The 25267-nt window shown below is 71.7% G+C and carries 19 protein-coding genes and 1 pseudogene; 13 read left to right on the top strand and 7 right to left on the bottom strand.

The features are described from left to right. Positions 1 to 71 precede the first annotated feature (71 nt). On the top strand, positions 72 to 2129 hold the full coding sequence (locus tag A3IC_RS0144760; RefSeq protein ID WP_020556581.1) for an MFS transporter: 2058 nt from the start codon (positions 72 to 74) through the stop codon (positions 2127 to 2129). Between the two features lie 7 nt (positions 2130 to 2136). Here A3IC_RS0144760 and A3IC_RS60185 read toward each other — a convergent pair whose 3' ends face one another. Beyond that, positions 2137 to 2424 (bottom strand): WhiB family transcriptional regulator, encoded by a 288-nt coding sequence (locus tag A3IC_RS60185; protein ID WP_020556580.1) that lies wholly within the window; start codon positions 2422 to 2424, stop codon positions 2137 to 2139. Positions 2425 to 2633: 209 nt separating this feature from the next. Between A3IC_RS60185 and A3IC_RS0144750 the strand changes: the two genes are divergently transcribed. The 4 genes and pseudogenes from A3IC_RS0144750 to A3IC_RS0144735 all read left to right on the top strand — a co-directional run. After that, entirely contained in the window at positions 2634 to 5849 is a 3216-nt protein-coding gene (locus A3IC_RS0144750; protein ID WP_020556579.1) for an AfsR/SARP family transcriptional regulator, read from the top strand. A 114-nt stretch (positions 5850 to 5963) separates the two neighbouring features. After that, positions 5964 to 6443 (top strand): MarR family winged helix-turn-helix transcriptional regulator, encoded by a 480-nt coding sequence (locus A3IC_RS0144745; protein WP_020556578.1) that lies wholly within the window; start codon positions 5964 to 5966, stop codon positions 6441 to 6443. After that, the gene (locus A3IC_RS0144740; RefSeq protein ID WP_020556577.1) at positions 6440 to 6889 is read left to right on the top strand and encodes a hypothetical protein; all 450 of its coding nucleotides are present in this window, start codon (positions 6440 to 6442) and stop codon (positions 6887 to 6889) included. Before A3IC_RS0144745 ends, A3IC_RS0144740 begins: the two co-directional genes overlap by 4 nt. Positions 6890 to 7046: 157 nt before the next feature. After that, a pseudogene (locus tag A3IC_RS0144735) lies at positions 7047 to 7169 on the top strand (alpha/beta fold hydrolase); the annotation flags it as partial. 61 nt (positions 7170 to 7230) lie between these two features. Here A3IC_RS0144735 and A3IC_RS0144730 read toward each other — a convergent pair. The 3 genes from A3IC_RS0144730 to A3IC_RS60180 are packed head-to-tail and all read right to left on the bottom strand — an operon-like array spanning position 7231 to position 10577. Continuing rightward, the gene (locus A3IC_RS0144730) at positions 7231 to 8889 is read right to left on the bottom strand and encodes a fumarate hydratase (protein ID WP_020556575.1); all 1659 of its coding nucleotides are present in this window, start codon (positions 8887 to 8889) and stop codon (positions 7231 to 7233) included. Between the two features lie 58 nt (positions 8890 to 8947). After that, complete coding sequence (locus tag A3IC_RS0144725; protein WP_020556574.1) at positions 8948 to 9511, bottom strand: hypothetical protein; 564 nt, start codon at positions 9509 to 9511, stop codon at positions 8948 to 8950. A gap of 28 nt (positions 9512 to 9539) precedes the next feature. Beyond that, on the bottom strand, positions 9540 to 10577 hold the full coding sequence (locus A3IC_RS60180) for a DMT family transporter (protein WP_020556573.1): 1038 nt from the start codon (positions 10575 to 10577) through the stop codon (positions 9540 to 9542). Between the two features lie 169 nt (positions 10578 to 10746). Here A3IC_RS60180 and pdxR point away from each other — a divergent pair, with 169 nt between their 5' ends. Then, positions 10747 to 12138, top strand: a complete 1392-nt coding sequence (pdxR, locus tag A3IC_RS0144715; RefSeq protein ID WP_052174088.1) for a MocR-like pyridoxine biosynthesis transcription factor PdxR — start codon at positions 10747 to 10749, stop codon at positions 12136 to 12138. Positions 12139 to 12147: 9 nt separating this feature from the next. Then, positions 12148 to 12861, top strand: a complete 714-nt coding sequence (locus A3IC_RS0144710) for a DUF1707 SHOCT-like domain-containing protein (RefSeq protein WP_106669197.1) — start codon at positions 12148 to 12150, stop codon at positions 12859 to 12861. A gap of 72 nt (positions 12862 to 12933) precedes the next feature. On the opposite strand, the gene A3IC_RS60175 is transcribed toward A3IC_RS0144710, so the two are convergent. Continuing rightward, positions 12934 to 14922, bottom strand: coding sequence for a ricin-type beta-trefoil lectin domain protein (locus tag A3IC_RS60175; protein WP_079027085.1), 1989 nt, complete (start codon positions 14920 to 14922; stop codon positions 12934 to 12936). 228 nt (positions 14923 to 15150) lie between these two features. Here A3IC_RS60175 and A3IC_RS0144700 point away from each other — a divergent pair, with 228 nt between their 5' ends. Then, on the top strand, positions 15151 to 16083 hold the full coding sequence (locus tag A3IC_RS0144700; RefSeq protein WP_020556569.1) for a hydrogen peroxide-inducible genes activator: 933 nt from the start codon (positions 15151 to 15153) through the stop codon (positions 16081 to 16083). A 56-nt stretch (positions 16084 to 16139) separates the two neighbouring features. Here A3IC_RS0144700 and A3IC_RS0144695 read toward each other — a convergent pair whose 3' ends face one another. After that, positions 16140 to 17036: an ABC transporter permease subunit gene (locus A3IC_RS0144695; protein ID WP_020556568.1), complete on the bottom strand. Its 897-nt coding sequence runs from the start codon at positions 17034 to 17036 to the stop codon at positions 16140 to 16142. Continuing rightward, the gene (locus tag A3IC_RS0144690) at positions 17036 to 19813 is read right to left on the bottom strand and encodes an alpha/beta fold hydrolase (RefSeq protein WP_079027084.1); all 2778 of its coding nucleotides are present in this window, start codon (positions 19811 to 19813) and stop codon (positions 17036 to 17038) included. Before A3IC_RS0144690 ends, A3IC_RS0144695 begins: the two co-directional genes overlap by 1 nt. 172 nt (positions 19814 to 19985) lie before the next feature. Here A3IC_RS0144690 and A3IC_RS0144685 point away from each other — a divergent pair, with 172 nt between their 5' ends. The 5 genes from A3IC_RS0144685 to A3IC_RS0144665 all read left to right on the top strand — a co-directional run bounded on the left by A3IC_RS0144685 (position 19986) and on the right by A3IC_RS0144665 (position 25253). Further along, on the top strand, positions 19986 to 20801 hold the full coding sequence (locus A3IC_RS0144685; protein WP_020556566.1) for a (Fe-S)-binding protein: 816 nt from the start codon (positions 19986 to 19988) through the stop codon (positions 20799 to 20801). Further along, positions 20798 to 22294: a lactate utilization protein B gene (locus tag A3IC_RS0144680; RefSeq protein ID WP_020556565.1), complete on the top strand. Its 1497-nt coding sequence runs from the start codon at positions 20798 to 20800 to the stop codon at positions 22292 to 22294. The genes A3IC_RS0144685 and A3IC_RS0144680 overlap by 4 nt, the downstream gene beginning before the upstream one ends. After that, on the top strand, positions 22291 to 22938 hold the full coding sequence (locus A3IC_RS0144675) for a LutC/YkgG family protein (protein ID WP_020556564.1): 648 nt from the start codon (positions 22291 to 22293) through the stop codon (positions 22936 to 22938). The genes A3IC_RS0144680 and A3IC_RS0144675 overlap by 4 nt, the downstream gene beginning before the upstream one ends. Positions 22939 to 23021: 83 nt before the next feature. Further along, positions 23022 to 24437 carry a class II fumarate hydratase gene (locus A3IC_RS0144670; protein WP_020556563.1) on the top strand — a complete coding sequence of 472 codons (1416 nt, stop codon included), beginning with the start codon at positions 23022 to 23024 and terminating at the stop codon, positions 24435 to 24437. A 129-nt stretch (positions 24438 to 24566) separates the two neighbouring features. Then, positions 24567 to 25253, top strand: a complete 687-nt coding sequence (locus A3IC_RS0144665) for a ribonuclease FAU-1 family protein (protein ID WP_245599832.1) — start codon at positions 24567 to 24569, stop codon at positions 25251 to 25253. Positions 25254 to 25267: the final 14 nt, after the last annotated feature.

Genomic DNA, 25267 nt, shown 5'->3' with positions numbered 1-25267 from the left:
CCACTAATAGGTGCGGATTTTGTACCTTTCAGCGGGGATCCTCCTTGAGCATCGATCAAGGAGGCCCCCGGATGAGCGCGCCGCGTGGCAGACATGCCCGGACCGCCCGAGGCAACGGCAGCAACCGGGCGAAGACCGAGGCGGCGCCGCGGCTCGGGCTGATCCTGACCGGGCTGATGCTCGGGATGTTGGTGGCCGCGCTCGATCAGACCATCGTCTCCACCGCGTTGCCGACCATCGTCGGCGACCTCGGCGGGCTCAACCACCTGTCGTGGGTGGTCACCGCGTACCTGCTCGCGTCGACCGTGAGCACGCCGCTGTGGGGCAAGCTCGGCGACCTGTTCGGGCGCAAGAAGCTCTACCAGGCGTCGATCGTGATCTTTTTGATCGGCTCGGTCCTGTGCGGCATCGCCCAGAGCATGTTCGAGCTGATCGCGTTCCGGGCGATCCAGGGACTCGGCGGCGGCGGCCTGATGGTGTTGTCCCAGGCGATCATCGGCGACGTGGTGCCGCCGCGTGAGCGCGGGCGCTACCAGGGCCTGTTCGGCGCGGTGTTCGGGGTCACCTCGGTGGCCGGCCCGCTGCTCGGTGGGTTCTTCGTGGACCACCTCAGTTGGCGCTGGGTGTTCTACATCAACCTGCCGATCGGCATGATCGCCCTGGTGGTGATCGCCGCCGCGCTGCACACCAGGGAAATGCACACCCGGCCGAGCATCGACTATCTCGGCATCACGCTGCTGGCCGGCGGCACCACCTGTCTGGTCCTGCTCAGCACCTTCGGCGGCACCACCTACCCGTGGGCCTCCGCACAGATCGTCGGACTGGGCGTCGCCGCGGTGCTGTTGCTGGCCGGGTTCGTCGCGGTCGAGCGGCGCGCGCGGGAACCGGTGTTGCCGCTGAAGCTGTTCCACAACCGGATCTTCTCGGTGACCGCGGGCATCGGCTTCATCGTCGGCTTCGCGATGATGGGCGGATTGAGCTTCCTGCCGCTGTTCATGCAGGTCGTCAACGGCGCCACACCCACCCAATCGGGCCTGCGGCTGCTGCCGATGATGGGCGGCCTGCTGATCACCTCGATCCTCAGCGGGCAACTGATCAGCCATACCGGCAGATACAAGATCTACCCGATCCTGGGCACCGCCGTGATGGCGGTCGGCATGTTCCTGATGTCCAGGATGGACGAGTTCACCACCACCGCCGCGTCCTCGCTGTACATGCTGGTCTTCGGCATCGGTCTGGGTCTGGTCATCCAGGTGATCGTGCTCGCCGTGCAGAACTCGGTGCCCTACGCGGATCTCGGCGTGGCCACCGCCGGTGCGACCTTCTTCCGGTCCATCGGCGGCTCGTTCGGCGCGGCGATCTTCGGCACCATCTTCAACAACCGGCTCACCGTGCACCTGCGGGAAGCCGCGGCACGCGGCGAGGGCATGCCGCCGGGAGCCGGCACCGGATCGGCGTCCGCGATCAACCCGGCCGACCTGAACAAGCTGCCGCCCGCGTCCAAGACCGGCTTCATCCACGCCTACGCCCAGTCGTTGCAGACCGTGTTCCTGGTCGCCTCCTGCGTCGTGCTGGTCGCGTTCGTGTTGTCCTTCCTGCTCGAGGAGGTCCCGCTGCGCGAGGCCACCCGCGAGACCGAGCGCACACCGCTGATGTCGCCGACCTCGCGCAGTTCGGTGGAAGAGATCGAACGCGCGATGGCGCAGATGGTGCGCCGGGAGAACGGCTGGTCCCGCTACGAACGCATGATCCGGCGCTCGGGCGTGGACCTGTCGGTGCCGTGCGCGTACGGCCTGGTGCAACTCGACCAGCTGGGCCCGATCTCGATCCCCGACCTCGCGAGCCGGCTCCACGAGGCCCCGGACCGGGTCCGTCGATACGCCGACGAACTGACCTTCGCCGGCTACATCGAGCGGCTCGGCGAGGGCACGATGACGCTCACCGCCAAGGGCCACGAGGCGCTGGAGGCGCTGGTCGAGGCCCGCCGACAGATCCTCACCGAGGTGATGGCGGACTGGTCACCGGAGCAATCCGAGGAACTGAGCGCGCTGTTGCGCAAGCTGGCCCGGCTGACCACGGACACCCCGCGCGACCACATCGTCGGCGAGGCGGACCGGCACGCGAGTTGACGCGGGATCAGTGATGGGCGCGGCGTCGACGCACGGCGCCGCGCTCGTTCGCGGTCAGGCCGCCGCGGACACCGACCGGAGTCGTTTCGGCCAGCGCGCTCGCACGGCATTCGAGCAGGACGGAACAGCGCGCGCAGACGCGCTTGGCGTCCTCCTCGCGGGCGAGACGGGCGACGACGGGTTCACCGGGGTAACCGAGAAACAACTGTCGATCCGCGGTCGCACACGCGCCGGCCACCGGGGGCGTCCAGGTCGCGGTGCGAACTCCGCGCACTATCTCGATCCGTTCCGTCACGCTGCTCTCCTCGGGTCGGGTGTGTCAGTCGCCTACCCGAGTCGAACCGACCCATGCGCACCGGCACGACAAGGCGACGACACGTAACCGTAAGGAAACGCCGAGGACATCCGGCGCGCCCCGGACCCGAACGCCCGGCCTTTTCACGACGCCGCGCCCGCTGCGCCGACACTCGGTCGCTTTCCGCTCGGGACCGGGATAATCGCCCAATGATCTTCGGCATCCTGGGACCGGTTGACGTTCGACTGCCCGACGGGAGTCCGGTCGCCGTCGGTGGGCCCGGAGCGCGGGCGCTGCTCGCGTTGTTGCTGCTGGACGCGGGCCACATCGTGCCCATCGAGCGACTGATCGACGGGCTGTACGGCGAGGATCCGCCGGCCGGGGCCGCGAACGCGTTGCAGTCGCACGTGTCCCGGCTGCGCCGCGGGCTCCGATCGCATGTCGGCGATGCCGAGTCGATCGAGTTCCACACGACCGGATACCGGCTGGCGGTGGATCCGGAGGCGGTGGACGCGCATCGGTTCGAGCGGCTGGTCCGGGCCGGTCGGCAGGCGCTCGCGGCGGGCGAACACGCCTCCTCCGCCGCGCTGCTGGGCGAAGCGGTCGCCCTGTGGCGCGGGCCGGCGCTGGCGGACGTGCCGTACGCGGGGGCGCGGGCCACCCGGCTGGAGGAGCTGCGGGTGACCGCAGCCGAGGACCGGATCGAGGCCGAGATCGTGCTCGGCGGGCTGCGCGGGGCGATCCCGGAACTGCGCGTCCTGGTCGACGCGCACCCGCTGCGCGAGCGTCCGCGCGGGCTGCTGATGCGGGCGCTGAGCGGCAGCGGCCGGCAGGCCGAGGCACTGGAGGTGTACGAGGACCTGCGCCGGGTGCTCGCCGAGGAGCTCGGCGCCGACCCCTCCCCCGAACTGGCCGCCGTGCAGCTCGCGGTGCTGCGCGGCGAACTCGGCGGGCCGCCCGCGCCGGTACTGCCGACGCCGCGTACGCCGCTGGTCGAACCGGCGCTGCCGGTCCCCGAGTTCGCCGCGCCGCCCGGCCGGCTCACCGGCTTCGTCGGCCGCGAACACGAACTGGCCCGGCTGACCGCGACGGCCGGCGAGCGGCTGGTCACCCTGACCGGGCCCGGCGGCACCGGGAAGACCCGGCTCGCCGTGGAGACCGCCGCGCGCACCGTCGAGCAGGTGTGCTTCGTCGACCTCACCCGGGCCGCCGACGACGCGGCGCTGCCGCATGTGGTGGCGGCGGCGCTGGGCATCCGCGAGGCGGGCGGCGTGAGCGCGCGGACCGCCGAGAGCGACCCCGGTGCGCGGATCGTCGCGGTGCTCGCCGAACATCGGCTGCTGCTGATCCTGGACAACTGCGAGCACGTGGTGGACGGCGCGGCCACGCTGGCGCACCGGGTGCTGGACGGCTGCCCGGGGGTGCGGATCCTGGCCACGAGCCGCGAACCGCTGGGCATCACCGGCGAGGTGTTGTGCCCGGTACCACAACTGGCGCTGCCCGCCGCCGGCGCCGACCTGGACACGCTGCGCGCGGCACCCGCGGTCGAGCTGTTCGCCGCGCGCGCCGCGGCGGTGCGGCCCGGCTTCGTGGTCACCGCCGACAACGCGCCGGACGTGACGCGGATCTGCGCCGCGCTCGACGGATTGCCGCTGGCCATAGAACTCGCCGCCGCCCGGCTGCGCACGCTGCCGTTGGCCGAGGTCGCCGCACGACTGGACGACCGGTTCCGACTGCTCTCGCGCGGGAGTCGGACCGCGGCACCTCGGCATCGCACGCTGCACGCGGTCGTCGAGTGGAGTTGGGACCTGCTCGATCCCGACGAACGCGCGCTCGCCCGCCGGCTCACCGTGTTCGCCGGCGGCGCGACGTTGGCCGCGATCGCCACGGTATGCGGTGTCCCCGCGGACGAGGCCGACGACCTGCTCGCCGGGCTGGCCGAGAAGTCACTGGTCACCGTGGCGGACGGGGACGGTGGCCGGTTCCGGATGCTGGAGACGATCCGCGCCTTCGGCGTGGCCCGGCTCGCCGAGGCCGGTGAGGAGGAGCGGGTACGGCGCGCGCACGCCGAATACTTCCTGGCCCTGGCCGACGAGGCGGACGCGGGTCTGCGCGGCCCGGATCAGCTCGCCCTGCTGCGCCGGCTCACCGCCGAACAGGGCAACACCGACGCCGCGTTGCGCTGGGCCATCGGCGCGGATCCCGAGCTCGCGCTGCGCCTGCACGCCGTCCTCACCTGGTCGTGGTGGCTCGGCGGCACACGTGGCGCCAACTCGTCCCGCTCGGCCGAACTCTTCGCGGCGGTGACGAACGGGATCGGGACGAGCTCGGACGTCGAGGCGGGCGGCGAACTCGCCGAGGAGTACGTGCTGTGTGTGGTGAACGCGGCGGCGGCCCCCGAGGCGGGCGGGGGCCTCGTGCTCGACGCGGCGCTGGATCGGGCCGCGGCGATCATGAGCGGTATCCGCCGTCCGCTGCGCCACCCCGCGCTGATGGTGCAGTGGGCCCTGGTCGGCGGACCCGACCGGTCGGACCCGCAGGCACACGTCGCACAGGCCGCCGACGACCCGTGGGCGCGCGCGGTCGGGCTGCTGGGCAGCGGGTATCTCGCGCTGTTCACCGGCGACACCGAGGCGGCGGCCGGTCCGCTCTCGGCGGCGGCCGACGGGTTCCGGGCGTTGGGCGACCGGTGGGGACTGGCCAACGTCCTGGAACCGCTCGCGCAACTCGCCGACTGGCGCGGTGACTCGGCCGGCTCGGCCGAGCTGATCGACGAGGCGATCGCGCTGGCCTCGGAGCTCGGCTCGATCGAGGATTTGATCGACTTCCTGAACTGCCGAGCCGACTTGGATCTGCGGGCCGGTCGCACCGCGCCCGCCCGACTCGGGTTCGCCCGGGCCGAGGAACTCGCACGCCGCACCGGTGCGCCGGTGAAGGTCCGCATGGCGCTGCGCGGTCTGGGCGACGTGGCCCGGCTGACGGGTGACCCGACGACGGCGACCGCGCTGTACCGCCAGGCACTGCACGGCGACGCGGAGGCGGCGATGTGGTACCTGGATACGCGCTCGCTCGCCTGGGTCGGTCTGGGCCGGATCGCCGCCGCCGAGGGCGACCGGGCGACCGCGCACGAGCACTACGGCGCGGCCCTGGACGCCGCGCTCACCCCGCCGGCCAGCGCGGTGGGCGCCGCGGCGGCCGTACTGGGCCTGGCCGAGTCGGCCGCACACGCCGGGGACGAACGGCGGGCCGCGCTGCTGCTCGGCGCCGCCGCGGTACTGCGCGGGGGCAACCGGGTCGACACGGACGTCTTCGCGACCGAGGCCGCGATCCGGGCGGTGGCCGGGCCCGAGTTCACCACGCACTACCTCCGAGGCGCGGCACTGACCCGCGACGAAGCGATCCGGGCGGCCCGCGCGAGCGAGTAACGCGCCGGACACCGACCACCCTCGGCACGGGGCGAACCCGCCCCGCGCCGAGGGCTTGGCGCCGTTCCCCGATAATAGTAGCCATGTACTTAGTAGCCATGTATTGTATTCGCCATGAGCATGACAACCGAGGGCGCAACACCCGGCTTCCTGGTCTGGCGCCTGTCGATGAAGTGGCGGGTGGCGGTCGATCGGGCCATCGGACCACTGGGCCTGACCCACGCGCAGTACTCGCTGCTGGGTTCGCTGTACGGCATGGAGCGCTCCGGACGGCGCCCCAGCCAACGCGAACTCGCCGACCACACCGGCCTGGAGGCGCTCTACGTCTCCAAGCTGGCCCGGGCCCTGGAAAGCGCGGGCGTGATCGAGCGCACCCGGGACGCCACCGACAGCCGGGCGATCCGGCTGGCGCTCACCGAGCACGGGCGCGAGGTCACCGGCCGCGCGATCGCCATCGTCCGAGACCTGCACGAACAATTCCTGGCCCCGCTGGGCGGCCCGGGAAGCCCGCGCTCCAGGGCCTTCGCCGCCGAGTTGGCGGCCCTGCTCGACGCACCGCTCGGCACCGACATCGACACCAAGGAGCAGTCATGACCACCACCGCCGCCCCCGTCCTGAACCCGCAGGTGCTCGGCCGGGCCGAGAACGCGCACCGGGCCGTCCTGGACGGCATCCTGGCCGGCACGGGCGCCGACTACCGCCAGTGGGTGACGCTCAAGCTCACCGCCGTCGGCGGTGGCACGGTCGAGCGCGGCGACCTCGCCCGCACGGCATCGGGAGCGCTGAAGATCGACGCCGACGCCGCCCACACCACGATCACCGACCTGATCGAGGTCGGCCTGCTGGAAGCACCCGCCGACGCCCCGACCCGGATCGGCTTCACCGCTGCCGGCCGGGCCCGCCACGCCGAGATCGCCGGCGCGATCGGGGAGGTCCTGGGCCGGGTGTACGCCGACATCCCGCCCGACGACCTGGCCACCGCCGGCCGCGTACTGACCCTGGTCACCGCCCGCGTCAACGCCGAACTCGCCGGCGCCTGAGCCCTCGGGCCACCGCCTGCCCGAACCACACGACCGGCACCACGAACATCACGAAGCTCGGGGAACCATCATGAGCGCCTCCACCGCCATCCACCCGTTCCGCGTCGACATCCCGCAGGCCGAGTTGCACGACATCACCCTGGCGATCCGCGCGTTCGCCGAGCAGTCGTACCGGATCGTGCGCTGGTCCGAGTTCGACCGGGGGGGTCACTTCGCCGCGATGGAGGTACCCGAGTTGTTCGTCGAAGACGTCAGGTCGTTCTTCCGCGACCTGACGTGACCCGAGCCGGGGTGCCGCGCCGGGTGCCGGCCCGGGGAGGGATCCCCCGGGCCGGCCGAGCTCACGCGCGCCGGTTGATCTGGAAGGTCGGTACGGTCACGTCGGCGAAGAAGTCCTGGCCCTTGTCGTCGACCACGATGAAGGCCGGGAAGTCCTCGACCTCGATCTTCCAGACCGCCTCCATGCCCAGTTCCGGGTACTCCAGCACCTCGACCTTCTTGATGCAGTCCTGTGCCAGCCGCGCCGCCGGGCCGCCGATCGAGCCGAGGTAGAAGCCGCCGTGCGTCTTGCACGCGTCGGTGACCTGCTTGCTGCGGTTGCCCTTGGCCAGCATCACGAACGAGCCGCCCGCGGCCTGGAACTGCTCCACGTAGGAGTCCATCCGGCCGGCCGTGGTCGGGCCGAACGAACCCGACGCGTAGCCCTCGGGGGTCTTGGCCGGACCCGCGTAGTAGACCGCGTGGTCGCGCAGGTACTGCGGCATCGGCTTGCCCGCGTCGAGCAGTTCCTTGATCTTCGCGTGCGCGATGTCGCGCGCGACCACGACCGGTCCGGTCAGCGACAGCCGGGTCTTGACCGGGTACTTGGACAGCTCGGCGCGGATCTCACTCATCGGCCGGTTGAGGTCGATCTGCACGACGGTGTCGTCCAGGTCCTCGTGGGTGGTGTCCGGGAGGTACTTGGCCGGGTCGGTCTCCAGTTCCTCCAGGAACACGCCCTCGGCGGTGATCTTGGCCAGCGCCTGACGGTCGGCCGAGCAGGACACCGCGATCGCCACCGGGCAGGACGCGCCGTGCCGGGGCAGTCGGATCACCCGCACGTCGTGGCAGAAGTACTTGCCGCCGAACTGCGCGCCGATGCCCATCTGCTGGGTCAGCGCCAGCACCTCGGCCTCGAACTCGACGTCGCGGAAGCCGTGGCCCAGCGGCGAACCCTGGCCGGGAAGCGTGTCCAGGTAACGGGTGGAGGCGTACTTCGCGGTCTTGAGCGCGTGCTCGGCGCTGGTGCCGCCGACCACGATGGCCAGGTGGTACGGCGGACAGGCCGCGGTGCCCAGCGAGCGGATCTTCTCGTCCAGGAAGCGCAGCATGCTCTGCGGGTTCAGGACGGCCTTGGTCTCCTGGTACAGGTACGACTTGTTGGCGCTGCCGCCGCCCTTGGCCATGAACAGGAATTTGTACGCCTCGCCGGGGGTCGCGTACAGCTCGATCTGGGCGGGCAGGTTGTTGCCGGTGTTCTTCTCGTCCCACATGGTCAGCGGGGCCATCTGCGAGTAGCGCAGGTTCAGCTCGGTGTACGCGTTGGAGATGCCGCGGGACAGGTGCTCCTCGTCCCGCCCGTCGGTGAGCACGTGCTGGCCGCGCTTGCCCATCACGATCGCGGTGCCGGTGTCCTGGCACATCGGCAACACGCCGCCGGCCGCGATGTTGGCGTTCTTGAGCAGGTCGAGCGCGACGAAGCGGTCGTTGGCCGACGCCTCGGGGTCCTCCAGGATCCGCGCGACCTGGGCCAGGTGGCCGGGCCGCAGCAGGTGCGAGATGTCGCGCATCGCGGTTCGCGCGAGCAGCGTCATCGCCGCCGGCTCGACATTGAGGAATCGACGCCCACCCGCCTCGAACGTGGACACGCCGTCGGCGGTCAGCAGCCGGTACGGCGTGGCGTCCTCCCCCAGCGGCAGCAGATCCGTGTAGGCGCTGAAGGTGTTCTCAGGGGCGGGCATCGTGATCCTCACTCATGCGGTAACGGGGCCTGGTCCAGGGTAGAGCGGCCCGAACCGATCACGGCGCCGAGGTCGCCGGCGGGGTCGGGGGGTAGTACGGGGCGGGCACGAAGGGGCTGTCGTACTTCTTTGTCGGGGGCGGGCGATAGCCGGGCTTGGGTTCGAGCTCGCAGGGCGCCACCGGGCCGGAGGCCAGGGCGTACGAACCGATCGATCCGCCCCTTTCCCCGTCGCCGATCACCCCTTCGGTGAGCACCAGCGTGGTGCCCGGCGGAATCAGCGCGGGGACCAGTTCGTGCCAGCCCTGGACGAGGTGGGCGATCTCGGCGTCGTCGAGCCGGTCGCCGTTCTTCGGCCGGGCCTCCTCCCAGTGGTAGATCGCGGTGAGGTCGTCACCCGACATCGCGTACTCGCGAAAGCGCGGCTCCCGGCACTGCTTGTCCACCGGCACGTAGTCCACGACCACCGAGACGCCCATGTCCCGGAGTCGTTGTTCGAGCGCCTTGGCGTTGCGGAATTCGATCACCCGGAAAAGGGCGTCGATGTTTCTCCGATAGAACGCCTCCAGCAGGGCCGGGTCGCGCGCGATCCCGGTCACCTCCCGGGTGGTGGGGCCGTCCAAGTCGCACTCCTCGGTCCGATGAAGGCTTTCATCGGTTTGTGGGCGGCGGGCCCACGGATGTTGCGGGCCGCGCGGAGATTTCCTCGGCCGGCTCCCCGAATGCGTGCGTTTCCGGTGCCGCCGCTGCCACCGGCACCACCGGCACCACCGGCACCACCGCCTCCGGTGCCATCGGTTTCCCCCGGTCGCCGCGCTCGGACCGCATGCCCAGGACCACGCCCACCCCGACCAGGAGCGCGCCGCCGAACTGCCCCACGGTCGGCGCGCCGGTGCCCAGGACCAGACCGGACATCGCCGCGGTCACCGGCACCAGGCCCATGAACAGCCCGGCCCGCTCCGGCTCGATCCGGGCCAGCGCCGAGTACCACAGCAGGAACGCCCCGGCGGTGAGCGGCAGCGCCAGGTAGAGCAGCGCGGCGAGCTCGGTCCCGGACGGCATCCGGATCAGCTCGGTGCCGTCGGTGAACGCCCCGACCACCAGCATCTGCGGAATCGCCGTCGCGGTCGCGTACGCGGCGATCCGCCAGGCCCCCAACCGCGGCAGCAGCGGCACCGCGATCAGCGTGAAGCCCACCTCGCACAGCGCCACCCCGCACGCGAACAGCAACCCCACCGCCGTGCCCGCGCCGAGCCCCTGCACCACCGCCGCCCCCGCGACCACCACGAGCGAGGCGAGCAGCACCGACCGGCTCGGTCGCCGCCCGCCCAGCACCGGCGCGGCCAGCACCAGCAGCAGCGGCGTGGCGCCCAGGATGCTGCCCACCGTGGCCGGATCCGCCCGGTCCAGCGCGGCGAACAGGAACAGGTTGAACAGCGTCTGGCCGCACAGCGCGAGCAGCCCCAGTCGGACCATCTCCCGCCGGGTCGGCCGCAGCAACGGGATCCGGCGCAGCCGCAACACCCCGAACAGCACGAGCGCGGCCACCGCGTACCGGAGCATCTGGCCGCCGGTCACCGGATAGTCGGACAACACCGCGGAGACCCCGGCGGCGGCACCGATCAGCCCCTGTGCGGACGCCGCGCACACCAGGCCGATCGAGCGGGGGGACATCGAGGAGGACTTCATGTGACGTAACGTTAGGAAGCCGGTGGATTCCCCGGCAGAGCCACTTCCGTGCCGAAAAACCGGACCAATTCCGGACCGATTCCGGATCGCCGGTGGTTCGCCGACAGGTCGGCGACGAACCGCCGTCGAACCACCCGGCTCCGGCGAACCCCGAGGGCAGGTGTCCCGAGTGCGTGAACTCCTCGTCCACCTCGACCGATCCGCGGGCCGGCTCGGCGCCCAGGTGCAGGCCGGCCTGCGTGCGGCGATCCGCTCCGGCCGACTCCCGGCCGACTTTCGCATGCCCTCCACCCGGGCGCTCGCGGAGAGCCTGGGCGTCTCCCGCGGCATGGTCGTCGACGCGTACGAGCAGTTGGTCGCCGAGGGCTATCTGACCTCGCGGCACGGCTCCGGCACCCGGGTCACCGCGGCATGCGTGGCGCCGCAGCCGGCCGACCCGACAGGCTGCGATCCGGTGATCCCGATCACCCACGACCTCAAGCCCGGCGTGCCCGACCTGTCCGCGTTCCCGCGCGCCGCGTGGTCGGCCGCGACCCGGCACGTGCTGCACACCGCCCCGCACGCCGCGTTCGACTACCCCGGCCCGTCCGGCACGAGCGAACTGCGCGTCGCGCTGAGCGACTACCTGGGCCGGGTCCGCGCCGCGCAGGCCCGTCCCGAACACATCGTGGTGGTCAACGGCGTGGCCCAGGGCCTGTCCCTGGTCTCCCAGGCGCTGCGCCGGCTCGGCCTGGACGTACTCGCGGTGGAGGACCCCTCCAGCGATCGCCAGCGCGGCATCTTCAGCACCCACGGTCTCACCGTCGCGTACGCCCCCACCGACGCCGAGGGCATCGACGTCGACGCGCTTGCCAGCACCGGCGCCCGCGCGGTGCTGGTCACCCCGGCCCACCAGTACCCCACCGGGGTGGTCCTGTCGCCCCGCCGCCGTGCGGCCCTGGTCGACTGGGCCCGCACGCACGACGGGCTGATCGTGGAGGACGACTACGACGCCGAGTTCCGCTACGACCGCGACCCGGTCGGCTGCCTCCAGGGCCTGGCGCCGGATCGGGTGGTGCACCTGGGTTCGACCAGCAAGGCGCTGGCGCCCGGGATGCGGCTGGGCTGGGCGGTGCTGCCCGCCCCACTGATCGAGCGGATCCACGACCTCAAGACCAACGCCGACCTCGGCTCGGCCACCCTCCCCCAGCTGACCCTGGTCCGGATGCTGGCCACCGGAGCGTACGAGCGCCACCTGCGCACGATGCGCGCGCACTACCGAATCCGCCGCGACGCGGTGACCGAGGCGCTCGCCGAGCACCTGCCGGCGGCACGCGTGCACGGCGTCGCCGCGGGCATCCACCTCTACGTCGAACTCCCGCCCGGCTCCGACGAATCGGCCACCGTGCGGCGGGCCCGGGAGCGCGGTGTGCGGGTGGAGCCGATGGCCGCGATGCGCGCCCTCGCCGGTGGCCCGCCCGCGGTGATCATCGGTTACGCCGGACTCTCGCCCGACCGCCTGCGCGAGGCGGTCCGCCTGCTCGCCCGGTCCGTACTCCCCGCCGTCGCGCCCCCGAGTTAGATTTACCTCGTGGACAACAGCCCAGAGCGTCGCGCCCAGCCGCCCACTCCCGAGTTGCGGGCCTCCGACGCCGACCGCGACCGCTACGTGAACGTGTTGCGGGACGCGCTCGCCGAGGGCCGCCTGACCACCGACGAACACGCGGAGCGGGTGGACGCGGCGTTGGCCGCCAGGACACTGCGCCAACTCGAACCGCTGATCGCCGATCTCCCGACGCCCGGTCCGATCGGCTACGAGCCCGCGGCGGCCAATACGGTGCCGCCCCACCCGGCCCGATCGAACATGTTCGCGTTCTGGAGCAGTTCCACCCGCAAGGGCCGCTGGCGCGCGGGTTCGAAGTTGAACGCGGTCGCGGTGATGGGTGGCGTGGACATCGACCTCACCGACGCGGTGTTCGACGAACCCGAGTTGGTGATCAACGTGTTCGCGTTCTGGGGCGGCATCGACATCCGGATCCCGGAGGGGGTGACCGTCCGCGATCACGGGTTCGGCTTCATGGGTGGCTTCGACGTGCACGAGCAGTACACGGACGATCCGCACGCACCCGTCGTGGTGGTCAAGGGCCTGGCCATCATGGGTGGTGTGATGGTCAAGGCGAAGCGGCGCAAGGAACAGCGCCGGCGCGCGTTGGACGGCGAGCCCCGACCCGGCGACACGGGCGACCGCTTCCGCGAATACCCGGAGGAGCCGGCGCCCGACCGCTTCCGCAAGGACTCGGACTGACCCGCTCCGAAGCGAGCGGCGCACCGCGGCCCCCGCCCGTACTCGGGGCGGGGGCGCGGCTTCGACGCCCGGTCAGTAGGCGTCGTACGGGATCACCGAGTACGGCAGCGACACCGACGCGCCCGCCGTCCACTGCTGCGTGGCCGAGGCACCGGCCGGCTGCTGGGTGATCGCGCCGTTGCCCGCGGTCGGCGCGGCCGCGACCAGCCCGGAGACCCGGCTGATCAGTCGGCCGTCCGCGCCCACGTCGAAGCGCAGGTTGTTCAGGTACGCGCCGTGCGCGTCGTCACAGCGCCAGATACCCACCCCGGAGCCCGCCGCCGTGGCCCCGCGATTGTCGAGGCAGAACGCCGGGTCCTTGAGGCTGTGCAGCTGACCCGTGGCGGGGTTGCGCCACCACTTCTGGTTGCTGTTGCCGGTGCAGTCCCAGGCCAGCACGCCGCGCCCGGAGGACATCGTGCCGCCGTCCACGTCGAGGCACTTGGCGGTACCCCCCGACTTCAGCTCGGCGAACCGCACCGACTGCCCGGGCTCCTTCACCCAGCGCTGCGCCGCCGAACCGTCGCACCCGGCCAGCACGAGCCTGGCACCCAACGTCGAATCCGCCGCCGGCGGTGCGACACACAGGGACTGCGTGTCGGCCGGTCGCAGTGTGCCCGCGACCTCGACGAAGCGCTGATTGCCGCCGCCGTTGCAGTTCCACAACACCAGCGCCGTGCCCGAACTGCGCCCGCCACCCTGCGGATCCACACACCGGTCGTGGCTCAGCTCGGTGTGCAGCGACTGGTTCGCCGCGTCGTACCAGAAACCCTGGTTGCGTCCGCCGTGACAGGGCCACAGGTCCACCGGGGTGTAGTTGCGCGAGGAGAAGCCGTACGCGTCGGCGCACAACCCGGTGCCCTCGTTGCGCAGTTGCCGGAAGTCGGCACTCAGCACGCCCTGGTACAGCGTGGCCGCCCCCGTACTGGCCGGGTCCGCGCAACTCGCCTGACTCCAGCCGGAGTTGTACAGCTGGGTCAAGCAGGACGCGAAGGCCAGGTGGCCGCGGCCGTTGGGGTGGAAGCTCTGCCGGGTGGTGTTCGGGTCGAGGATGTCCGGCCCGGCGAACCACAACCCGCGGGCCCAGGTGTTGTCGGTGCAGACCTCGTGACCGTGGAACAGCCTCGAGTTGTCCAGGTAGATCGCTCCGGTGTTCGCCGCGGCCTGCCGCTCGGCCCGCTCGAAGATCGGCACCGCCTCGTTGCGCCCCCACGCCGCGTCGCGCAGGTAGCCCAGGCAACCGCCGCTGTACCAACCGGGGAAGTCGGGGTTGTCCTCGACGTCCGGGGCGATCGGCGACGGGTAGCCCATCACCACGAGCTTGTAGTCGCCGCTCTGGTAACCCGCGTCCGCCATCGTGGTCTTCAGATCGCGGACGGTCTGCTCGACCTTGGGCCGCATCGCGTCCGCGCGCGCCTGCCAGCCGGGCTGGTAGCTGCCGTAGCACTCGCCTTGGAAGAGCACCCGCCTGGTCACACAGTCGGTCATGGTCGGGCCGAACTGGATGTCGTCATTGGCGCCCGCCACCAGCAGGATCAGTTGCACGCGGGTATTGCGCGCCTTGATCGCCAGGTTGTCCGACTGCACGAGTTCGTCGGCGTACTGCTTGGTACCGCCGATTCGGATGTTCCCGGTGTACGCCCCGGAGCACGCGACGTTGTACGTCACGTCCGCCGGGATCCCGGTCCGGTGGATGGCCGCGTCGGGCGACCGGTGACACCAGTTGTCCGGGCCGTCCGTGCCGGGTTCGTACACGCCGACGCCCTCGCCCGCGATCTCGCTGTCGCCGAGCGAGATCAGCGAGGTCTTGCGCTCGGCCAATGGTTTGACCCCGGTACTCCCGTACAGCGCCTGGGCCTCGCTCTGCCGGATCGCCTCCAGCTGGGGGGACAGCGCGGTGGCCGCGGGGCCGGCCGCGGTCGCGCCCGCCGCCTGCCCCGGCAGGCCGCCGGTGAGGCCGATCAGGGTCGCCATCAGCGCCACCGGTAGGACCTTGTTGCGCACACGCTCGAATGTGGACATGCACCCTCGCCTTCGTGGCATGGAAGGAACACGCACGAGCCGCCCAAAGGGGACTTGGGCACTGTGGAGCGAGTGAAAGCTACCGGTGAGTAGACGGGAAATGAAGGCATACGCCTGACAACCCTGCCGGTGCCGGGCCGGCCGCGGGTGCGCTTCCCGGCCGGGCGAACCGGTTGCCCTATCGTGGAAGAACAGTGGCATCAACCGTCCACACCCATTCGACAGGTGATGTACATCAGCACTCGCACACCGACGTTGTCGCAGCTCAGGGCCTTTTCCGCAGTCGCCGACCACCTGCACTTCCGCGATGCCGCCGCTGCGGTGGGCACCAGCCAGCCCGCGCTCTCGGGAGCGATCGCCGCGCTGGAGGAGGCGCTGGGCACCCAGTTGGTGGAGCGCACCACGCGCCGGGTTCTGCTCACCCCCGCCGGCGAGCGGGTCGCCCGGCACACCCGCCGCGTGCTCGACGCGCTGGCCGATCTGGTCGACGAGGCGGAATCCGCACGCCGCCCGTTCACCGGCCCGCTGCACCTGGGGGTGATTCCCACGGTCGCCCCGTACGTGCTGCCGGCGCTGCTGCGGCTGGTCCGCGAGGAATACCCGGAGCTGCGGCTGTACGTGCACGAGGAGCAGACCGGCTCGCTTCTGGACGGCCTCACCAGTGGTCGACTGGACCTGCTGCTGCTCGCGCTGCCGTCCGGCATCTCGGGCGTCGAGGAAATCCCGCTCTACGAGGAGGACTTCACCCTGGTCGTGCCCGAGGGACACGAGCTGGCGAGCCGGTCCGACGTGCCGCGCTCCGCGTTGCGCGGCCTGGACGTGCTGCTCCTGGACGAGGGCCACTGCCTGCGCGACCAGGCCCTGGACGTATGCCGCGAGGTGGGTGCGGGCGAGGCCGGCGCGACCCGCGCGGCGAGCCTGCCCACCCTGGTCCAGCTGGTCGCGGGCGGCCTGGGCGTCACCCTGCTGCCGCAGACCGCGATCGACGTGGAGACCCGCCCGGGCTCACACCTGGCGGTGTCCCGGTTCGCCGCACCCGCCCCGTACCGGCGCATCGGTCTGGTGATGCGCTCCAGCACGGGACGGAGCGAGGAGTTCGCGAACCTGGCGGTCGCCCTGCGACGCGCGGTCGGCGGCTTGCCGGTGCGGGTGGTGGAGTAGGTCCCGGTCCGCCCGAACCCGGCTCGCCGACGATGACCACCGACGCGCCCGCCCCCTCAGGACACGATGTCCTTGCGGCCGAAATGACGGAAGGCCAGGGCCAGGAAGATCACCGCGTAGGCGACCGAGACCGCGGCGCCCTTGATCATGCCGTCCCATTGCGGGTCGGTCTGGAGCACGTCGACCCACGCGAACTGCCAGTGCGTGGGCAGGTAGTCCCGCCACGAACCGAGCGCCGTCACCGCGTCCACGATGTTGGAGACCACCACCAGGCCGACCGCGCCGCCCACCGCGCCCAGTGGCGCGTCGGTGACCGTGGACAGCCAGAACGCGATGCCCATCACCACCAGTTGCGCCACCACGCCGTAGACGACCACGACCGACATGCGTCCGAGCGCCTCGCCGGTGGGCAGCGACGCCCCCACCGGCAGATCCAACGGCCCCCAGCCGAACGCGATCGTGCCCGCGATCAGCGCCATCAGCGGCAGCAGCACCAGGGCCAGCACGCTGTAGCCGAGCGCGACCACCAGCTTGACCCGCAGCAGCCGCGCCCGCGGCACCGGCGCGGCCAGCAGATACCGCAACGAGGACCAACTCGCCTCGCCGGCGACGGTGTCGCCGCAGAACAGCGCCACCGCCACGACCAGCAGGAAGCCAGTCGAGACGAACAGCGTGAACGCGGTGAAGTTGAGCGCGCTCCTGGTCGCCACGTCCACCAGGGTGGGCACCGCGTCCGCCGACGGATCGCCGCCGATCTTGAACGCGGCGACCAGGATCCACGGCAGCGCGAGCAGCAGGCCGATCATGAACAGGGTGCGCCGGCGCCGGAATTGGCGCACGGTCTCGACCCAGACCGGCAGCGTGTGTCGGGGCCGGTAGCCGTGCGCGTGCGCCGCCCCCGGGATCGGGTGCGCGCCCTCGTCGGTCGGCAGGTCGGGGAGCGTGCGGGTCATCAGGACTCCCCAATGAGCGTCAGGAACGCGTCTTCCAGGCGGCGGCGCGCGGTCACCCGGTCCACCGCGACGCCCGCGCCGACGAGTTCGGCCACCAGGACGGAGGTTTGCGCACCCGCGAGATGCACGAGCACGCCGCCCTCCTCGGGTTCCACCGAGCCCACGCCCGGCAGATCCTTCAGGGTTGCGATCGCCAGGTCCGGGAGGGGAGTTCCGATCACCAGCGTGTTGCCGTTGCCGACGATCTCGGCGACCGGACCGGAGGCGATCAGCCGGCCCCGGTGCATCACCACAACGTGCGTACAGGTCTGTTCGACCTCGGCCAACAGGTGGCTGGAGACCACCACGGTGCGGCCGGTGGCCGCGTAGCCGATCAACACGTCGCGCATCGCCCGGATCTGCGGCGGGTCGAGCCCGTTGGTCGGTTCGTCCAGCACGAGCAGGTCCGGCAGGCCGAGCATCGCCTGCGCGATGGCGAGCCGTTGTCGCATGCCCTGCGAGTAGGTGCGCACGTTGCGATCCAGCGCCTCGCCCAGCCCGGCGATCTCCAGCGCCTCGTCGAAGTGCGCGTCCGCGTGCGGACGGCCGGTGGCGCGCCAGTACAGCGACAGGTTCTCCCGCCCGGACAGGTGCGGCAGGAAGCCGGGACCCTCGACGAACGAGCCGAGCCGGGACAACACCGGCGCACCCGGCCCCACCACCCGGCCGAAGATCCTTATCCCGCCGCCGTCCGGGTGGATCAGCCCCATCAGCATCCGCAGCGTCGTGGTCTTGCCCGCGCCGTTGGGACCGAGCAGGCCGAGCACCTGACCCGCCTCCACCTGGAAGGACAGGTCGTCGACGGCGAGCTTGCCGCCCTTGTAGCGCTTGGTCAGGTTGCGGATCTGGAGTGGCACCTCGGCGAGGGCCGGATCCGGTGCCGCCGCCGCCGCGCGGCGCCGCCCGGTGAGCAGCAGCGCGAGCGCGACGAGCACCGCGATCAGCGGCAGACCCCACGTCCACCACGGGTAGCCGGTCGAGGCCACGTGCAACCGCGGCACCGACGGCACGGTCAACGGACCGGCGAGCGCGACCCGGTAGCTCGCGGGCACGTTCGGCGACGCGAAGCCCAGGTCGGTCGCGGTGAGCACGAGCCGCAGCCGGTGGCCCGAGTCGACCTGATGGTCGATCGCCGGCAACCGGATCTCCACGTCCCGCCCGGCCGCCGCACCGGTCACCCGGATCGGCGCCGCGAGCTGGTGCGGCAACACGGTGCCGCCTCCGGGCGCGACGTCGTACAGCTTCGCGAACAGCACGATGTCGTCGGCGCCGGACACCCGCACCCGCGCCGTCGGCGAGCCGGTGATCCAGGTGCTCTGGTCGAACCGCTCGCTCTGGAAGAAGGCACTCTGACCCGGCAGGTCGAACGCGATCCCGCCCAGGTCGCCCGCCCCCGACGCGAGCGCGCCCAGGCTGCCGGCACCGGACAGCAGGCCGAGCCCGGGCAACCCGGACACCGAGGTCGGCGCACCACCCGGCGGATTGGCGAGCGTCTGCTCCGGCCCGGCCAGCGCGAGCGCCCGCTGCCGGGTGCCGCCCAGACCGGGGTAGTGGTCGGTGTCGGCGATCCGCAGCCGCTGCTCGCGCGTGGAACTGTCCACCCCGCCCGAGCGGGTCACCCGAAACTCCCCGGCGACGGTCGGCGCACCGGCCTTCGGCGCGGCCTGGACCGGCTTCAGCCACCGGTCGAACCACCCGGTGACGCGATCACGCACCATCGCGCTCTGCGGCCGGCCGCCGTCGTGCCCGCCGGCCGTCCACGACACCTCCACCGGCGCGCCGTTGTGCGCGATCGCGGCGGCATTGCGGTCGGCCTGGTCGAGTGGGAACAGCGAGTCGTTCTGGCCCTGGATCAGCAGCGTGGGCACCGCGATGCGGTCCGCCACCGACGCCGGACTGGCCCGCCGGAGCAGGTCGATCGCCTGCGGCGTGGCCCGGCCCCCGACGGCCACCTCGCGGTAGATCGCGCACACCCGCTCGGCGAACCGGCCGCAGCCGGTGTTCGCGTCTATCGGAGCGAGCGCGCCCAGCGGGCTGGTCCCGGAGGAGAAGAACAGTCCGGCCCACATCTTCTTGAACACCCCGTCGACCGGCCCGCCGCCCGCCGCGTTCGGCAGCAGCGCGTCGGCGAGGTCGTGCCAGGTGATCTGCGGCGCGATCGCGTCCACCCGCGGATCGTAGGCCGCGGTCAGCAGCGCGAGCGCACCGCCGTAGGAGGCGCCCGCGACGCCCACCCGCGGGTCGCCCGGCGCGTCCAGACGCACCTCGGGCCGGGCCGCCAGCCAGTCGATCAGCGCCCGCGCGTCGGCCACCTCGTAGTCCGGCTGGTTCAGCATGATCTGCCCGGCCGAGCCGCCGAAGCCGCGCGCCGAGTAGGTCAGCACCACGTACCCCGAACGGGCCAACGCCTCCGCGTCCCGGCGCAACTCGGCCTTGCTGCCGCCGAATCCGTGCGCGAGCAGCACGGCGGGCGCCCGCTCGCGCGCTCCCGGCGGCAGGAACAGCGTGGTGTCGATGCCGATCCTGGCCGGATCGCCCGGCCCGGCGGCGACGTCGACGCGCTGCTCGGCGGCGGCCACGGACGCCGCCGGGTCGTCCCGGACCAGGGTGCCGACCCCCAGGGCCGCGATGATCACCACCACGAGGGCCAGGGCACCGGCCAGGACACGTGATCGACGCGTGGTCAACCGCGAACGCGCAACGGCGAAGGGGCGGCCGAGTGCCGTCCGGAGGCTCATGCGCCGACCCTACGTGGTGCGACCCCACGGGTCCGGCACGAGGGCGGGCCTGAGCTCCGCTCGCCGAGGTCCGCGATCCCCATCACCTCCGCGTCACACGACCGGACGCGTGCGGCAGGTTTGGCCGGGCGCCCGCGGAGGACATCCGTACAGTCGATCGCGGAGGTCAATTGTGCGCCTTGCCCTTTTCATCACGTGCTTCAACGACACGCTCTTCCCGGAGACCGGCAAGTCCGTGGTCCGGGTGCTGCGGCGCCTCGGACACGAGGTGGAGTTCCCGTACGACCAGGTGTGCTGCGGGCAGATGCACTTCAACTCCGGCTACCGCGAGGACGCGGTGCCGCTGGTGCGCTCCTTCGTGGACGCCTTCGAGGGCTACGACGCGGTGGTCGTGCCGTCCGGGTCGTGCACCGCGATGGTGCGCGAGTACCACGCGGTCGTGGCCCGACAGGCGGGCGGCACATTGCCGGCCGGCGTCGCGCGGGTCGCACCGAAGGTGTACGAGTTCAGCGAGTTCCTGGTCGACGTGCTCGGCGTGACCGATGTGGGCGCCTACTTCCCGCACAGCGTCGCCTATCACCCCACGTGCCACTCGTTGCGCCTGCTGCGGGTGGGTGATCGGCCGACCCGGCTGCTGCGCGCGGTGCGCGGCCTCACCCTGGTGGACCTGCCGCGCGCGGACGAATGTTGCGGATTCGGCGGCACGTTCGCGGTCAAGAACGTGGACACCTCGGTGGCGATGGGCGGCGACAAGGTGAGCGCCGCGCTGGAATCGGGCGCGCAGGTGTTGTGCGCGGGCGACAACTCGTGCCTGACCCACATCGGCGGACTGATCTCGCGCCAACACGCGGGCATCCGAGTGCTGCACCTCGCGGACATCCTGGCCTGCACCGAGGCGCTGCCGGACCTGCAGCCGTACGGACCCGGCCTGGACATCGCGTCCGGGTTCGCCGCCGAGCAGACCCCGGCACCGGAGGTGACGCGATGACCACATCCGTACGCAGGGAACCGACCTTCGTCGGGATGCCGCCGTTCCCGGAGGCCGCGCACGCGGAGTTGGCGAACGACGTCCAGCGGGCCAACCTGCGCGCGGCCACGCACACCATCCGGGCCAAGCGCGACGCGGTGGTCGCCGAGGTGCCCGACTGGGAACTGCTGCGCCGCGCCGGCGAGGCGATCAAGGACGACGTATTGGCCGGACTGCCCGGCTACCTCGAACGCCTGGAGGTCGCGGTCCGCGCGGCCGGCGGCGTCGTGCACTGGGCCAGGGACGCGGCCGAGGCGAACACGATCGTGGTCGCGATCGCCCGGGCCAAGGGCGTGGACGAGGTGGTCAAGGTCAAGTCGATGGCCACCGAGGAGATCGAGCTGAACAACGCGCTGGCCCGGGCGGGCATCCACGCCTGGGAGACCGACCTGGCGCAGCTGATCGTGCAGCTCGGCGAGGATCTGCCGTCGCACATCCTGGTGCCCGCGATCCACCGCAATCGTGCCGAGATCCGGGAGATCTTCGTCCGCGAGATGGGCAGGTTCGGCCGACCGGCGCCCGAGCGCCTGAGCGACGAGCCGGGCGCGCTGGCCGCCGCCGCGCGCCGGCATCTGCGGGAGAAGTTCCTGCGCGCCAAGGTCGCGGTCTCCGGCGGCAACTTCGCCATCGCCGACACCGGCACGGTGTGCGTGGTCGAGTCCGAGGGCAACGGGCGGATGTGCCTGACCCTGCCCGAGACGCTGATCACCGTGCTCGGCGTGGAGAAGCTGCTGCCCACGTGGAGCGACCTGGAGGTGTTCCTGCAACTGCTCCCGCGCAGTGCGACCGGCGAGCGGATGAACCCGTACACCTCGATGTGGACCGGCGTCACCCCGGGCGACGGCCCGCAGGAGTTCCACTTGATCCTGCTCGACAACGGCCGCTCCGACGTGCTGGCCGACCCGGTGGGCCGGCAGGCGCTGCGCTGCATCCGCTGCTCGGCCTGCCTGAACGTGTGCCCGGTGTACGAACGCACCGGCGGACACGCCTACGGATCGGTGTATCCCGGGCCGATCGGCGCGATCCTCACCCCGCAGCTGCGCGGCATCGCGGCACACCGGGTGGACGCGCAGACCGCGTCGCTACCGTTCGCGTCCTCGCTGTGCGGCGCGTGCTTCGACGCGTGTCCGGTGCGGATCGACATCCCCGAGGTGCTCGTGCACCTTCGCGCACAGCTTGTGGACGGCGAGCGAGGACCGCGGGACCGGGCCGAGGAGGTCGGCATGAAGGCCGTGCGGTGGGCCTTCGAGAAGCCGTGGCGGATCGGCTTCGCGCAGCACGTGGCCGGGGTCGGCGGGCGGTTCGCCCGGCACGGGGTGATCGGCCGGGTCCCGCTGCCGAAGCGGTTCACCGGTCCGGTCAGCGCGTGGTTCGCCGACCGGGACGCGCCCGCGCCGCCCGCCGAGTCGTTCCGTTCCTGGTACAAGCGCACCGACGGCGGTCAGGAGGAATGACGGTGGAGCGATACGAGGCGAACCGCGAGGCCCGTACGGTGATCCTGGACCGGTTGCGCACGGCCCTGGACGACCGGCCCAAGCCGCCGCCGGTGCGTCGGGCCTATCGGCGCGAGCGCCCGGCGGGCCTGGACGTGGTCGGCCGCTTCGCCGAACGGGTCGCCGACTACGAGGCCACCGTGCTGCGCGTGTACGACGCCCAGGATCTGTTGTCGGCCGCGAGCGACCTGCTGCGCGAGGCCGGCGTCAGCCGACTGGCGGTGCCCACCGGGAGCAGGCTCGCCTGGCTGACCCGGCTCGGTGTCGAACTGGTGGTGGACTCGCCCCCGCTGGACAACGACGCGCTCGGCGAGATCGACGCGGTGGCCACCGGATGTGCGCTGGCCATCGCCGAGACCGGCACGATCGTCCTGGACACCGGCCCGGACCAGGGTCGTCGGGCGTTGACCCTGCTGCCCGACTACCACCTGTGCGTGGTGCGCGCCGACCAGGTCGTGGGCACCGTGCCGGAGGCGGTCGCCCGGCTGAATCCGCGCCGCCCGCAGACCTGGATCTCCGGCCCGTCGGCGACCAGCGACATCGAACTGGAGCGGGTGGAGGGCGTACACGGGCCGCGCACGTTGCATGTCCTGCTGACCGGGTAGTGACACGCCCCGGGCTCTCGACAGGAACAGGTCGAGCCGGCGGGCCGTTGTGGCGTGGGAAGCTCATCCAGGAGGCGACAACGATGTCCGAGGCAGCACCGTCCGCAGATGCGACCGGCGAGTTCCGCATCGAGCACGACTCGATGGGCGAGGTGCGGGTGCCGGCCGCCGCCAAGTGGCGGGCGCAGACCCAGCGCGCCGTCGCCAACTTCCCGATCTCCGGGCAGCGCCTGGAGCCCGCACACGTGGAGGCGCTGGCCCGGATCAAGGGCGCCGCGGCACGGGTGAACGCCGAACTGGGCGTGCTGGACAAGGACACCGCGGAGGCGATCGAGCAGACCGCGGCCGAGGTGGTGACCGGTCGGTGGGCCGACCAGTTCCCGGTGGACGTGTTCCAGACCGGCTCGGGCACCTCCTCGAACATGAACATGAACGAGGTGCTGGCCACCCTGGCGACCGAACGCCTGGGTCGGGACGTGCATCCCAACGACCATGTCAACGCGTCCCAGTCGTCGAACGACGTGTTCCCGTCCTCGATCCACATCGCGGCGGCGCTCGCGGTCACCCATCGGCTGATCCCCTCGCTCGACCACCTCGCGTCCACCTTGGAATCCAAGGCGACCGAGTTCGCCGACGTGGTCAAGTCCGGGCGTACACACCTGATGGACGCCACGCCGGTGACCCTGGGTCAGGAGTTCGGCGGATACGCGGCGCAGGTGCGTTACGGCGTCGAACGGTTGCAGGCGAGTCTGCCGCGCGTGCTCGAACTGCCGCTGGGCGGCACCGCGGTGGGCACCGGCATCAATACCCCGCCGGGCTTCTCGGCGCGGGTGATCGCGGAGATCGCGGCCTCCACCGGGCTGGCCTTCACCGAGGCCCGCGACCACTTCGAGGCACAGGGCGCGCGGGACGGACTGGTCGAGCTGTCCGGCCAGTTGCGCACCATCGCGGTCGGCCTGAACAAGATCGTCAACGACCTGCGCTGGATGGGCTCGGGGCCGCGCACCGGGCTGGCCGAGATCCGGCTGCCGGATCTGCAACCGGGCAGCTCGATCATGCCGGGCAAGGTCAACCCGGTGATCCCGGAGGCGGTCGGCCAGGTGGTCGCGCAGGTCATCGGCAACGACGCGGCGGTGGCCTTCGGCGGTGCGGCGGGCAACTTCGAGCTCAACGTGATGCTTCCGGTGATTGCCCGCAACCTGCTCGAATCGATCCGCCTGCTCGGCAACGTGACGCGGGTGCTGGCCGATCGTACGGTCGCGGGCATCGAGGCGGACGTGGAACGGATGCGCGAATACGCCGAATCGTCCCCGTCGGTGGTCACTCCACTCAATCGTTTCCTCGGCTACGAGGAGGCGGCGAAGATCGCCAAGCAGTCACTGGCCGAGCGCAAGACGATCCGGCAGGTGGTGATCGAGCGCGGCCACGTGTCGGCGGGCCGGCTGACCGAGGCCGAACTCGACGCGGCGCTGGACGTACTCGGGATGACTCGTCCGTGACGCCCCGCGCCGGCGGTCGCACGCAGGGCGACGGGGGCGTACGCACACACCCGTGATGTTCTTCGCATGATGACCCACCCGTAACATGACTCACGGTCAGGTGTTACGGGCGCTGGGTAAATCAAGGTCATGTCTAACATCCTGCGCATGCACGAGCACTTCGAGGATCCCCGCTCCGCGCCCGGCACCTGGTCTCCCGGCGACCAGGTGTTGTGGCGCTATCTGCGCGGCGATCAGGTCCTGGACTGCCGTCCGGTGACCGTCGTTCGCGACGACCCGGACCAACTCGCGGTCTGGCTGGCCGGGGGCACGTCCCGGGTCAAGCCGATGTTGCCGGACGGATCGGACATCCGCACGGCGCCGATCGAACGCAGATTCCGACTCGGCCGGATCCCCTCGATCGTCGAGTGGACCGGAACCGGCGTACTGATGCTGGCCCGACCCGACGAGCCGTGGTCGGTCTGGCTGTTCTGGCAGGCCGATTGGCGCTTCTCCGGCTGGTACGTCAACCTCGAACGCCCACGCACCCGATGGTCCGGCGGGGTGGACACCGAGGACCACGTGCTGGACGTGTGGGTCACCCCGGACCGGCGATGGGAGTACAAGGACCAGGACGAACTGGCCGCCTCCCGGGAGGCGGGCCGGCTCACCGACGAGCAGGTCGAGGCGATCGAGGCCGAGGGGCGGGCCGCGGTCGAGGCGATCCGGGCCTGGGGCGCGCCGTTCGACCAGGGCTGGGAGAACTGGCGCCCGGACCCGGCCTGGCCGCTGCCGCAACTCCCGGACGACTGGGCGGACAACGCGCGCATCGCGTAGCCGCTTCCGCAGGA

This window comes from Embleya scabrispora DSM 41855 (assembly GCF_000372745.1).
Taxonomy (GTDB): Bacteria; Actinomycetota; Actinomycetes; order Streptomycetales; family Streptomycetaceae; genus Embleya; species Embleya scabrispora.
Note: the sequence above shows the minus strand (reverse complement) of the source record. Positions and strands in the feature narration are given on the sequence as shown.